General features: G+C 73.7%; 11 protein-coding genes. 5 read left to right on the top strand and 6 right to left on the bottom strand.

Features of this window, described 5'->3' with window-relative positions; translation table 11 throughout:
* Positions 1–72: 72 nt before the first annotated feature.
* Positions 73–1,380, top strand: coding sequence for an MFS transporter (locus tag HD596_RS00845; protein ID WP_185067406.1), 1,308 nt, complete (start codon positions 73–75; stop codon positions 1,378–1,380).
* A gap of 29 nt (positions 1,381–1,409) precedes the next feature.
* Here the strand turns inward: HD596_RS00845 and HD596_RS00840 are convergent, their stop codons facing one another.
* Positions 1,410–2,531: a pyridoxal-phosphate dependent enzyme gene (locus HD596_RS00840; protein WP_185067405.1), complete on the bottom strand. Its 1,122-nt coding sequence runs from the start codon at positions 2,529–2,531 to the stop codon at positions 1,410–1,412.
* A gap of 47 nt (positions 2,532–2,578) precedes the next feature.
* Between HD596_RS00840 and HD596_RS00835 the strand changes: the two genes are divergently transcribed.
* Entirely contained in the window at positions 2,579–3,313 is a 735-nt protein-coding gene (locus tag HD596_RS00835; protein WP_185067404.1) for a Type 1 glutamine amidotransferase-like domain-containing protein, read from the top strand.
* Positions 3,314–3,323: 10 nt separating this feature from the next.
* Entirely contained in the window at positions 3,324–4,694 is a 1,371-nt protein-coding gene (locus HD596_RS00830; RefSeq protein ID WP_185067403.1) for a serine hydrolase domain-containing protein, read from the top strand.
* Between the two features lie 2 nt (positions 4,695–4,696).
* On the opposite strand, the gene HD596_RS00825 is transcribed toward HD596_RS00830, so the two are convergent.
* The 3 genes from HD596_RS00825 to HD596_RS00815 form a co-directional block, all read right to left on the bottom strand.
* Positions 4,697–6,037, bottom strand: a complete 1,341-nt coding sequence (locus tag HD596_RS00825; RefSeq protein ID WP_185067402.1) for an alpha/beta hydrolase — start codon at positions 6,035–6,037, stop codon at positions 4,697–4,699.
* Between the two features lie 68 nt (positions 6,038–6,105).
* A complete protein-coding gene (locus HD596_RS00820) occupies positions 6,106–7,116 on the bottom strand; it encodes a threonine ammonia-lyase (RefSeq protein ID WP_185067401.1) in 1,011 nt (336 codons plus the stop codon).
* Entirely contained in the window at positions 7,113–7,463 is a 351-nt protein-coding gene (locus HD596_RS00815) for a RidA family protein (RefSeq protein ID WP_185067400.1), read from the bottom strand. The genes HD596_RS00820 and HD596_RS00815 overlap by 4 nt, the downstream gene beginning before the upstream one ends.
* 105 nt (positions 7,464–7,568) lie before the next feature.
* On the opposite strand from HD596_RS00815, the gene HD596_RS00810 reads away from it, so the two are divergent.
* Positions 7,569–9,104: a PucR family transcriptional regulator gene (locus tag HD596_RS00810; RefSeq protein WP_185067399.1), complete on the top strand. Its 1,536-nt coding sequence runs from the start codon at positions 7,569–7,571 to the stop codon at positions 9,102–9,104.
* Between the two features lie 4 nt (positions 9,105–9,108).
* Here HD596_RS00810 and HD596_RS00805 read toward each other — a convergent pair whose 3' ends face one another.
* Together HD596_RS00805 and HD596_RS00800 are read right to left on the bottom strand one after the other, a co-directional pair.
* Complete coding sequence (locus tag HD596_RS00805; RefSeq protein WP_185067398.1) at positions 9,109–10,578, bottom strand: amidohydrolase family protein; 1,470 nt, start codon at positions 10,576–10,578, stop codon at positions 9,109–9,111.
* 75 nt (positions 10,579–10,653) lie between these two features.
* Entirely contained in the window at positions 10,654–11,220 is a 567-nt protein-coding gene (locus HD596_RS00800; protein WP_185067397.1) for a Chromate resistance protein ChrB, read from the bottom strand.
* Between the two features lie 160 nt (positions 11,221–11,380).
* On the opposite strand from HD596_RS00800, the gene HD596_RS00795 reads away from it, so the two are divergent.
* Positions 11,381–12,781: a hypothetical protein gene (locus HD596_RS00795; RefSeq protein WP_185067396.1), complete on the top strand. Its 1,401-nt coding sequence runs from the start codon at positions 11,381–11,383 to the stop codon at positions 12,779–12,781.
* The last annotated feature ends 14 nt before the right edge of the window (positions 12,782–12,795 follow it).

Raw genomic sequence — 12,795 nt, 5'->3', positions numbered from 1 at the left:
TTCCGCCCAGCTGAGCGATCTCTACGATCGCAACACTCAGTTCGATGTAACTGCTGATTCACGGGAGTCGACGTGGCCCCACCCCCTTCTGTCGCTCGCCGCCGCACCCTGCTCGCCGAGCTCGATCCGCGTACCATCAGCGGGCCCCGGATCCCCCTGCTCGTCTTCTGCCTGACCTCGCTGCTGGCGGGATGGGACGACAAGGCGCTCCAGCTCGCGCTCCCCGAGATCCAGGACGACCTGGGGCTCTCGCTGACCGCGGTGGGGACCATCGCCTCCGTCACCATGATCGTGACGACCGTGGCGGGGCTGCCGCTCGGCTATCTCGTGGACCGGATGCGCAACCGCGTCCGGCTCGTCCAGTACGGCGAGGTCGCCGCGAACCTGGGCGACTTCATCCAGGCGCTGGCCCCCAACGGCGCGACCCTGCTCGCCGGGCGCGCCCTCGGCTCCGTCGCCAGGGTCCCCGACGGCGTGGCCCAGCTCCCGCTGCTGGCCGACTACTACTCGCCCGCGTCGCGGGGCAGGGTCATCGCGCTGCTGAAGGCCGCCGCCACCGTGGGCGGCCTCATCGGCGCGCCGGTCGCCGGACTGCTGGTCACCGCGTACGGCTGGCGGCAGGCCACGCTCATGCTGGCCGTCCTGGCCACAGCCGTGGCCTGCACCACGTTCCTGCTGAAGGAGCCGGTGAAGGGCGGCACCGACCGAGCGGCGGCAGGGCTGGGGCCCGCGGTGCAGCCGTCGCCGCCGCCGCGCTTCTGGGAGGGCATCCGCGCGGCGTGGGCGATCAGGACGCTCCGGCTGCAGGCCGTCAGCGGCTTCGTCTACAGCCTGATCGGCGGCCCGCTCACCATGACGGTCGCCCTGATGGCGGCGCGGGACTACGCCCTCACCCCCTTCCAACGCTCGATGATGATGGAGGCCCAGCTGGTGGCCGGGCTGGTCGCCGTGCTCCTGGCGGGCCTGCTCAACGACCGGCTCGTGGCGCGCAGGCCGTCGGGGCTGGCGCTCGTCCAGGGGGTGGGCACGCTCGCGATCGCCGTCCTGATGCTCGCGGTCGGGCTGCTGCCCGGGCTGGCGGTGTTCGTCGCGGCCAACGTGGTGTTCGCGGTGATCGTGGCGATGCAGACGCCCACCTACCTGGCGATGATGGCCCACGTGCTGCCCGCCAGGCACCGCGGGATCGGGTTCCAGCTCGCGGTGCCGTTCCAGCTGCTGGGCAGCGCCCTCGGTCCGCTGCTGCTCGCGCTGACCGAGGGGATGGCGCTGCGGTACGTGCTGCTGTGGACGGTGCCGTTCGTGGTGGCGGCCGCCCTGGTGCAGCTGGCCGCCACCCGCTCGGTGGCCGGCGACATCGACGCGGCCAGGAGGGCGGCATGAGCTCAGCGCTCCGGCGGCCTGGCGTGAGCTCAGCGCTCGGGCGGCGTCGCCTTCAGTCCCGAGCCGCACAGTGGCGCGACCACGACCCCGCCCTCGACCAGCGGGGATCCCACTGCCTCCAGCCGGCGCGCCGCGGCGTACGCGACGGCGCCCGTGGGCTCCACCCAGAACCCCTGGGCCGCCAGGCCGGCGTGCGCCTCGACGATGTCCTGCTCGCTCACCGTCATGACCGCGCCGCCGCTCTCCCGGACCGCCCGGAGCAGCTGCCCGCCCCTGGCGGGGGCCGCGATGGCGATGCCCTCGGCGAGCGTGGCGGCCGGCGGCACGGCGGGGACCTCGTCCCGGCCCGCGTCGAAGGCCGCCGCGACCGGCGCGCACCGCTCGGCCTGGACGGCGACGATCCGCGGCAGGCGCTCGACGAGCCCCGCCGCGAGCAGCGCCGCGAAGCCCCGGTACGCGCCGAGCACCAGCGTCCCGTTGCCCGCGGGCACGACCACGGTGTCCGGGACCGTCCCGCCCAGCTGCTCGAACAGCTCCAGCGCGTAGGTCTTGGTCCCTTCGAGGAAGTACGGGTTGTGCACGTGGCTGGCGTAGAACAGGCCCGCCCGCTCCACCCGCTCGGCCGCGGCCGCCGCGGTGTCCTCCCGGGACCCGTCCACCAGCGTGATCTCCGCGCCGTGGCCCCGGATCTGGCGGACCTTCTTCTCGCTGGTGCCTCCGGGCACGAAGATCTCCGCGGCCAGGCCGGCGCGGGCGGCGTAGGCGGCCACGGCGGTGCCGGCGTTCCCGCTGCTGTCGGCCACCACGCGGGTCGCGCCCAGTGCCTTGGCCAGCGCCACCAGCACCACCGCGCCCCGGTCCTTGAAGGAGCCGGTGGCCGAGGCGTACTCCACCTTCAGCCGCAGCCGGGGGCCCGCCGCGACGAGCGGGGTCAGCCCCTCGCCGAGGGAGATCGCGGGCCAGGGCAGCTCCGCCGCGCCCGCGATGCTCCCGGCATGGCGCCACATCGAATGAGTCTCCTGCCGGGGCGGCCACACGGCCGCGGTGACCGGCAGGTCGAGCGGCCCGCCGCAGTCGCAGCGCCAGCGATCGGCGCTCACGACGTGGGTGCGGCCACAACGGCACAGGTAGTCGGGGAACCCGGCTTCCATGTCACCTTCTCTCTCTTGAACTCTCTCGAACGCAATGGAGGACATACATGCCAGGCCCTCTGGCCCTCATCGGGCTGAGCGACCTCGACACCGACGCGAAGATCGACGCCGATCTGCTCGCCCGATCCGGCGGGGACGAGGTGCTGATCATCCCCACCGCGGGCGCGGAGTGGCCGCGGGCGGAGCTCCGGCGCATGCTGGAGGCCAGGGTCGAGCTGTACGACCGCCGCCTGGGCGCCCGCGTCACCTGCCCGATGATCTTCAGCCGGGAGGCGGCGGCCGACCCCGCCAACGTCGCGCTGGTGGAGCGGGCCCGCTACATCATGCTGACCGGCGGGCGGCCGGGACCGCTGACCGCGATCCTGGAGGGCACGCCCGTCTGGCGGGCGATCGTGGCCGCCTGGGAGGCCGGCGCGGTGCTCTCGGGCGAGTCGGCGGGCGCGATGGCGCTCACTGGCCGGATCGTCGCGTCCCTGGAGGAGGACCCGGCGGCGGACGGCCACTCCTTCTCCTGGAAGCGGCCCGGCCTCGGCGTCCTGCCGGGCCTTCGCGCCGTCCCGCACAGCGACACCACCAAGGGACAGCACCTGCTGACCAGCCTGCTCGCCTGCACCCCGACGGACGTCCCGATCGTCTGCGTGCCCGAGTACACCGCCGTCGTACGCGAGGCCGACGGCACCTGGACCCGCCTCGGCGCCGACGGCGTCGTGGTCTTCCACGAGGGCGCGACCCACGACCTGAGCCCGCTCCACCACACCGAGCCCGGCCCCGCGAACCACTGAGGAGAATCCCATGAGCGACCTGCACGAACGTCTGCGGCGCCTGATCGCCGAGCGCGCCGAACCGCTCGGCGTGCCCGGCGTCGCCGTCGGCGTCTTCCATCAGGGCGAACGCTTCGTCGGCTGCCACGGCGTCACCTCCACGGCCAACCCGCTGCCGGTCGACGAGACCACCCTGTTCGCCATCGGCTCGGTGACCAAGACCGTCACGGCCACCGCCATCATGCGGCTGGTCGAACGCGGCGAGATCGACCTCGCGGCGCCGGTCCGGCGGTACGTCCCCGAGCTGACCCTCAAGGACCCCGACGTGGCCGCGCACGTCACGGTGCTCCACCTGCTCAACCACACGGCCGGCTGGGAAGGCGACCGCGTCGTCGACACCGGCAGGGACGACGGCGCCCTGGCCGCCTACGTCGCCAGGATGGCGGAGTTCGAGCAGGTCATGCCGCTCGGCTCGGTCGTCTCCTACAACAACGCGGCGCTGTCGCTGGCGGGCCGGGTCATCGAGAAGGTGACGGGCACGACGTACGAGGCCGCCGTGAAGAACCTGGTGCTGGAGCCGCTCGGCCTGGCCGACAGCTTCTTCGACGTCGCCGACATCGTCACCCGCCGCTTCGTGGTCGGCCACGGCAGCAAGGGCCAGGCGGGCGGCACCGAGGTCGTCGGCCAGTGGCTGATGGAACGGTGCGCGGCCCCCGCGGGCGGGCTCTTCTGCGGCATCGGCGACCTGCTCGACTACGGGCGCTTCCACCTGGGCGGCGGCGCCGGGGTGCTGGAGCCGGACACGTTGCAGCAGATGCGCCGGCCCTCCACCACGGGCACCTCGACGGACGGCGACGTGGGGATCTCCTGGTTCCTGCGTGACGCGGGCGGTTTCCGCGTGGTCGAGCACACCGGCGGCACTCCGGTCGGCGTGGCCCTGCTCACCCTCGTCCCCGAGCACGGGCTCGTGCTGGCGGTCCTCGCCAACTCCATCGGCGCGGGAGCGGGCGAGCTGCTGGAGGAGATCAGGGCGCTGGTGCTGGAAGGCCATCTCGGCGCCGAGCCCGAGCCGCTCGTCCCCGCGAACCTCGCCGAAGCGCAGCTCGCCGAGCTGGCCGGCGTCTACGACCGGGGCGAGGGCCACCTGCTGGTGATGACCGCCGGCGCCGAGCGCGTCACGGTCGAGCGGCGCTTCAGCGACGAGCTGATCGCCATGTACCGCGAGCTCATGCCGGACCTGGAAGTGCCCGTGCAGGAGCCCATCACCCTGGTCCCGCTCGCCGGCGACGCCTTCCAGCAGGCGGGCCGCCCCGGCAAGCGCCCGCACGGCCGTTTCGTCAGGCTTGACGGGAAGGTCGTCGCCGTCGAGTGGTCGGGCAGGGTGGCGCCCAAGATCTCCTGACATCAGAGCTCTCGCGGGTCCGGGACGAACTCGAAGCCGAGCCGGGCCCGCGAGAGCTCCGGCGTACGGCCGCCCATGAACTCGCTCAGGGCGGCCCACACCTGGTCCCGAGCGAATTCGTGGGCCGCGTTCTCGACGAGGATGAGATGACCGTTGGCGAGACCCTCCAGGACGGCGAGCGCGTTGGTCTCGGGCGTGCGCCCGTCGAGCGTGCCGTTGACCAGCAGCGCCGGGACGTCGGAGCGGACCGGGGCCCGGAAGCCGTCCCCCAGGTCGGGCCCGCCGACGGCGGCGGCCACGCCGGGGAAGGGCAGGTTCATCAGGTCGCCGAACGGCGAGGCCGCCGCCTCCGCCGCGATCCTGTCCAGCCGCGCCGCCGTGGCGCCCGACGCGCCGTCCATGACCAGGGGCATGAGCGCCTCGGCGCGTCCGGTGCGCAGCCGCCTGACGTGCCCGGCCCACGGGGTGAAGTCCCCGCCCTCCATGGCCAGGAACAGGCCGGGCAGCCGCCGCAGGAACGAGGGCTGCCCCAGCCCCGACACGGTGAGGTACCTGACGTCGAACTCGCCGATCACCACGCCGTCCACCTCGGCCGGGGTCTTGGCCAGCCGGTCGAAGACCCGCTCCATCAGCCCCGGCAGGTCGGGCACCCGGCCGTCCAGCTCGGGCGCCCCGGCCGCCATGGCGGCGAGCCTGGCCAGGTGCCGGTCGGTGGCCGAGGGCAGCTTGTACGTGTCGTCCGGACCCTCGATCGCGTACAGGACGCTCCGGTCCAGGCGGTGGCCGTGGCGGCGGATGACCGACAGCGACAGGTGCGAGCCGTACGAGCCGCCGATGGTCCGGAACGTCTCGTAGCCGAGCGCCGACATCAGGTCGGCCACGTCGTCGGCGCTCTCCTCGGTCGTGTAGCCGTCCAGGTCGGCACCGCGCTCCCGCCAGAAGGCGGCCGTGGCCTCCGCCTTGGCCACGGACTCCGCCAGGAACTCCGCCCGGTCAATCACCCGGTCGAGCGGCAGGTCCATGGTGAACGGGCTCTCCAGGCAGGGCCGGGAGGCGCCCGTGCCGCGCTGGTCGAACACGACGACGTCGCCGTACTCCAGGAAGGGCAGGTAGCGGCCGGGCAGCTCCCGCCAGGTGGACAGGCCGGACGCGCCCGGCCCGCCCTCCAGGTAGATCAGGGCGGGGCCCGGCCCCCGGCCGGGGAAGCGGGCGAAGGCCAGCTCGATCGTCCGGGAGCCCGGCCGGGACCGGACCTGCGGCACTTCGAGCGTGCCGATCTCGCAGGGCACGCCGTGGCCGCCGTCCCCGGAGACCATGACGTGCGGATGGACGCGCAGGCGCATGTGAAGCTCGGCTCCTTGGGTCGAACGACGGGTCAAACGACGGGTCGAACGACGGGTCGAACGACGGGTCATGCGACGCCGGGGAGCACGCGGAGCGTGTCCGCCAGCAGCCGCCAGTTGATGTTGCCGCCGGACAGGATCAGGCCCGTGGGGCGGCCGTCCCGCAGGTGCGGTTCGTGCGTGAGCGCGGCCAGGCCGACCGAGGCGGACGGCTCGACGACCACGCGCAACGTCCTGACCAGCGTCACCATCGCGTCCAGGATCTCCTTGTCCGCGACGGTGAGCACCTCGGTCCTGGCCTGGACGGCCAGCGCGAAGGGAAGCCGTCCCGGCATGGGGGCGGTGAGCCCGTCGGCGACGGTGCGGATGACCGGCGGGGCGGTGGGCTCGCCCGCGACCAGCGACGCGACGAACCCGGCGGCGCCCGACGGCTGCACCGCGATGATCTCCACGTCGGACCCCAGGGTGCGCTTGGCCATGATCGCGCCCGCCAGCAGCCCGCCGCCCGAGGCCGGCAGGAGCAGCCGCTCCAGGCCGGGCCGGTCCTCCAGGAGTTCGAGCGTGGCGGTCGCCGCCCCGGCCACGACCATGGGGTCGTCGAAGGGGTGCACGAAGGTGAGCCCGTGCTCGGCGCGGAGCAGCTCGGCCCGGGCGAAGGCGGCGGCGGCGTCCACGACGCCCTCGGTGACCACGGTCGCGCCGTACGCGGCCACCGCCGCCAGCTTCTCCGGCACCGCGCTCTCCGGCATGACCACCGTCAGCTTCGCGCCGAACTCGCGCGCCGCGTGGGCCAGCCCGAGCGCCGCGTTGCCCGCGCTGACGGTGATCAGCCCGTCGGCCAGGTCCTGCGGGGGCAGGGTGAGCAGCCGGTACAGCGCGCCCCGCACCTTGAACGAGCCCGCGTGCTGCAGGCACTCGGCCTTGGCGTACACGGGGCACCCGGCGAGGGCGTCCAGGGACTCGGAGAACAGCACGGGCGTGCGGATCACCTGGCCCCGGAGCGCGTCGCGGGCGCGGCGCACGTCCGCGTTCGTCGGGGCGTTCGTCGGGGCGTTCGTCGGGGTGCTCGTCGGGCTCATGGCGTCCTGCAGAGAGCGACGGCCTCGATCTCGACCAGGACCCCGGGGTGCAGCCGGACACCCAGCGCGGAGCGGGCGGGATAGGGGCGGTTGAAGTGCTCCTTGTAGACCGCGTTGAAGTCGGACCAGTCCTCGATCGAGGACAGGAAGACCTGGCACTTCACGACGTCGTCGCGGCTCAGGCCGTGAGCGGCCAGGACCTCTTCGAGGTTGGCCAGCGCCTGGCGGGCCTGGGCGGCCAGGCCCTCGGCGAGCCGGCCGTCGGGCAGGTAGCCGAGCTGGCCGGAGACGAACAGCAGCTCGCCGGCGCGCCTGGCCGAGGAGTACGGGGCGGGTGGGCGTGACATGCCGAGAACGCTAGGCCCGCCCGGACCGCCGCGGACTTGTCCGGGACGCCACACTCCGTGCCCCGCTTTCTCGTCCGGGCACAACAGCAGAAAGGAACCACCACCATGCCTCCGGCCGATCTGACGCTGAGCAGCGTGGTCGAGCGGCTTGCGCCGGGAATCGGGATCGACCTGCTCACGGGCCGGGACTCGCCCGCCGGCCCGCCGGTCATCCTCGACTCCGGCGACCCGCAGGCCGTGGACGCCCACCCCATCGTGCTCGCCGTCGGCGTGACGGGCGAGGACGAGCAGCTCCACCTGCTGGACCGGCTCGCGCGGGCCCGCCTGGCAGCGGTCGTGCTGCGCCGCCCGGTGTCCCCACCGGTCGTGGCCGCCGCGGAGAGCATGGGGATCGCCGTGCTGGCGGCCGGCCCCGAGCTGCCGTGGGGCGGCCTCTACACGGCGCTGCTCGGCGCCGTCGCCGCGGACGACCCGGCGGGCGACCTGTTCGCCCTGGCCAACGCCGTGGCCGCGGGCGCGGGCGCGGCCTCCACCATCGAGGACCCGCACGGCAGGCTGCTGGCCTACTCCGACCTCGGGCACCGCATCGACCCGCCGCGCCGTCAGAACATCCTGGGCCGCAGGGTGCCGGAGGAGTGGCAGCGCCGCCTCCGGGACGCCGGCGTCTTCCACCGGATCCGGCGGAGCGCGCAGGCCGTCAGCGTGACCGGGTTCGACGTGCACGGCTACCGGCGGCGGCTGGCCATCGCGGTCCGGGCGGGTGACGAGATGCTGGGCAGCATCTGGGTCGTCGAGGGAGACGAGCCGCTGGGCCAGGAGGCGCGGCGGATCCTCGAGTCGGCCGCCGGGAACGTGGCGCTGCACCTGCTGCGCCGCCGCGCCGAGCCCGACCCCGAGCGGCGCAGGCGCGTGGAGGCGGTGACGCGCCTGCTGGACGGCATGTCGCAGGACGCGTCCGGCCTCGGGCTGTCCGCGCCGGTGACGGTGATCGCCCTGGGGGCCGGCACCGGCGACGCCCCCGCGGACGCGGCCCTGGCCAGGCGGATCGCCGATCTCGTCGCCCTGTCGGGCTCCGCCTACCGCCGTACGGTCGTCTCCGTGGCCCTGGGCGTGCGGGCCTACGCCCTCGTCGCGGCCACGAGGTCGCGGGCGTGCGCCCTCGCGGGCGAGTTCGCGGGCGCGGCAGGCCGGGCCTTCGGCCTGCCGGTGCGGGCGGGCGTCGGGCCGACCGCTCCCGCCCTGACCGGCGTGGCCGCCTCGCGCGCCGATGCCGATCTGGTGCTGGACGTCGCCGGGCGGAACGCCCCCGCCGTCGTACGGGTGGAGGACGTCCGGGCCACGCTGACCCTCCACCGGCTGAGAGGGCTGGCCGAGCAGCATCCGGGCCTGCGGCTGGGCCTGCTCGACGGGTTGGTCGAGCAGGACGCCGCCAGGGGGACCGCCTGGTTGCCGACGCTGCGCGCCTACCTCGAGGCGTTCGGCGACGTGCCCGCGGCGGCGGCCAGGGTCAACGTGCACCCGAACACGTTCCGCTACCGGCTGAGGCGGATCACCGAGCGGTTCCGCCTCGACCTCGCCGACCCGGACGTGCGCCTGGTGGCCGCGCTCGAACTCCGCCTGCTGCCCGGGGAGCCCGGCTGAGGGCTCAGCGCCTGATGGGACGGCCGGGCAGCGCGTCGAGGAGGAGTTCACCCGACCGCACCACGAACCGGCCGCCGACCAGCACGTGCGCGTAACCGGCCGAGGGCGTGGTGCTGCGGGCGTACGTGGCCCGGTCCCCGACCGTCTCCGGGTCGAAGACGATCAGGTCCGCGTCGCAGCCCGGCTGGATCCTGCCCTTGCGCCGCATGGCGGGCACGGCGTCCTCCAGCACCCGGGCGGGCAGCAGGCTGCAGCGGGCCACCGCCTCCAGCAGCGTGAGGCGGCCCGTCTCCCTGACGTGGCGGCGCAGCACGCGCGAGAAGGTCCCCGCCGTACGGGGATGCGTGACGGCGGACGGCGGCAGCGGCCAGGCGAGCGGCTCGGGCGGCCCGCCCACCCAGGTCAGCGGCATGGCGTCGGAGCCCACGACGGTGCCGGGGCTGAGCAGCGCCCGGTCGACGAAGGCCAGGTCGGCGGGGTCGTCCTCGTCGAAGAAGTGGATGACCGCGAGCCCGCCCGGGTCGGCGGCACGCAGCCGCCGCAGCGTCTCGGCGTCGGCGACCCGCTCTCCCGTGGGGACGTAGACGATGGACTCAGGTCCGATGCCGGAGGCGGGCAGGGCCTCGGGGGCGAGGAAGGCGGCGCCGATGCCGGTCATCCCCGCGCCGTAGGGGTACGCCTCGGTGGTCACCCGCGCGCCCTCGGCCCGCACCCGCTCCACCAGCGTCAGCACCCGGTCGAGCTGGCGCAGCGAGGTGCTGTTGACGTGGCAGTAGTGCATGTGGGCGCCCGTCTCGACGGCCGCCATGACGACCTCCTCGGCGCCGTCGATCGGCAGGTCGGGAGTCTGCTCGACCAGGTCGCGGGCGTGGGTGTAGGTGGGCGTGCCCGCACTGGCGGCGAGCCCGGCGACCGCGACGTACTCCTGGGGGTCCACCCTGGGCGCGTACCCGATCAGCAGGCCGATCCCGAGGGCCCCGTCGGCGAGGTCGGCCTCGATCAGCCCGAGCAGCGCCTGGAGCTGCGCCCGGCTCGCCTGTGCCTGCCAGGCCGGGCTGCCGAGGGCGCCGAGCGCGGCGGCCAGCCCTCCGCCGTGCGGCAACCCGCCGACCGCGGCCATCCTGGCCATGCCCCAGGAGGCGGAGAAGCCGTAGTTGAGCGGGCGCCCCTCCGCCGCGGCTTCGGCGTACGCCTCCGCCACGGGGCTGATCCCCGCCTCCAGGTCGAGCACGGTGGTGACGCCGTCGAGCGCCTGCAGCCGGTGCCCGGCGACGGTGTGGGAGTGGCTGTGCAGGTCGATCCAGCCGGGCGCGATCGCCAGCCCGGAGACGTCGAGGTGCTCGCGGCCGGACATCGGCCGCGTCGAGACGGCCGAGAGCGTGCCGCCGGTCACGCCTACGTGGGCGACGGCGTCGAGACCGGTCTCCGGGTCGAGGACCCGGGCGCCGCTCAGCACGAGGTCATGGGTGTCCATTGGCGCAACGTACCCGGCCGGGGCGGTGGTCGCGCTTGTGCGGGAACACGAGGTCCGGGCTGGATTTTCGTCCGGTCAGCCTTGCCCGGAGCCGCCCTCGCGTTCGTAGACGTCCGCCTCGAACGCCTCCAGCAGCTGCTCGCACTCGGCCACCTTGGCCGTGGCCTCGGCCCTGCCGGGCGCGCCCATCCAGTCGCGCTCCTCGACCTTGCGCAGCCAGCGCCTGAGCTTCTCCAGGTCCTGGCGGATCTCCTCGGCCTCCTCGAAGGTGTAGTTGCCGCGGAAGCGCTCGAACTCGATCTCCTTGAAGAACCTGGTCTCGCACTCCTCGACGATCTCGGCGTACTCCTTGGCGGAGTTCTCCTTGAAGGAGGCGACCAGCGTCCCCCGCTCGTGCTCGTCGATGTCGTCTAGCACGAAGCGCATGCTCTCGCCCTCCAGTTCGCCGATGCGGGCGCGGATCTTGTCGAGGCGCTCGCGCACGCCCGGCCGGTCGGGCAGCACGCATACGGCCTGCTGGACGTAGAGCGCCCCCATGCGCTTGAGCTCGCGCCAGACGGCCACCCGGGCCCGCGAGGTGGTGGAGGGCACGCGGTAGACGAGCAGGAGGAACCGCTCGCCGGGGACCTCGCCGGACGTCATGGCCCCAGATCCTATCCATCGGCCGCCTCGCGGCCGGATATGCCGGAGATCGGGGGTGTTGTCCTGATTTTCAGCGATTGCTCTCTCGGTGTTGGCCGGCAGGTCTGACAATCGCTTTGACCGCGGGTTCGCGGTGCAATCCCCCACGGAGGAAACTCTGATGCGAGTCGTCCCCTTGCTCACCGCCGCGGCCGCGGCCCTCGCCACGGCGGCCGTGCTCGCCGCACCCGCCGTGGCGCAGGCCGATCACGGCCGCCCGATCCAGGTTCGCCGCGACCACTCCGACGTACGGGTCCCGTTCCTCGTGAAGCGGGCCGGCGAGGCGGTCGTCGACCTGAGCGCCGCCGCGCCCGGCACGGACTGGGCCGTGAAGGGCGGCGAGTCGGCCGTCGTGTCGATCTACGTCGACAACCGCTACGCCACCGACCTCGTCGTCTCCGGAGACCAGCGGCTGCCCCGGCAGCTCGCGCTCGGCTCGCTGCGGCAGGGGCCGCACGTGTTGCGGCTGCGCTTCGCCGGTGACCGATCCGCCGCGGGGAGCAGGTCCGTCCTGCTCGACCGGGTGAAGGTGACGACGTACGCGCCGGGCAGCGCCGAGTACCTGGCGCTGCGCTACGCCCCCATCGTCTACGGCCGCAACCTCGCCGAACTCGGCACCCCGTACCAGAACGCGACGACCGACACCCCGCTCATCGCCTGGCACGAGGTCGGCCCCGGGTCGGCGCCGGGCCGGACGAAGCTCACGTACTCCGTCGTGTGGAGCAACGAGGACGGCGGGACCAACACGCCGGCGCTGATGGCGCGCTGGGGCCGGACCACCGACATCGAGTGGGTCTACGCGGTGGAGGTCGACGAGCGCGGCGACCGGGTCGCGGGCAGCGACACCTACCAGGCCGCCAACCACCAGACGCTGCGGTTCGCCGGCACGTACGAGGGCGACCACGCCCAGCTTGAGACCTGCACGAACAACAACAACATGTGCGACAAGGTCACCGACCCGATGCGGTTCTTCCTGTCGGCGCTGCCGACCCGGCCGGCCGCCGAGGCCCGCGAGTACATGATGGACACCAACTCCTGGACCTACCAGATCATGTCCAAGGAGATGATCCGGGAGGGCAAGATCGAGGCCGCCTCCGGCGCGACGCCCGCCACGCCGGAGGTCAGCGACCAGCGCAACTACCTGTACGCGGTGGTCAAGAAGACGACCGACCGGCCCAACACCGGCTCGTCCTGGGTCGGCGTCTCGCTCGGCGTACGCCTCAAGAGCGGCGCCACCGTCTACCTGTCGAACCACGTGGACCCGACCTGGTCCATCCAGCGCGACGACCCGGCCGCGACCACGGTGGAGCTGCCGGCCGGCACGACGGCCGACGACATCCAGGAGATCACCGCCAACCGCGTCGTGGTCGGCACCGACAACGGCGCCGTCGTGCACGTCACCGGCATCAAGCGCGGCTTCTTCCTGGGGCAGGACTACCTGCCGCAGCCGTCCTTCCTCACCTGGAACGGTGACGTCACCGTCGACGCCGGCAGCCCCTCCGCGGTGATCTGGCGCCGCTGAGCCCCCATGACAGT

Origin of the sequence: Nonomuraea jabiensis, assembly GCF_014204795.1 — a bacterium.
Classification (GTDB): domain Bacteria; phylum Actinomycetota; class Actinomycetes; order Streptosporangiales; family Streptosporangiaceae; genus Nonomuraea; species Nonomuraea jabiensis.
Note: the sequence above shows the minus strand (reverse complement) of the source record. Positions and strands in the feature narration are given on the sequence as shown.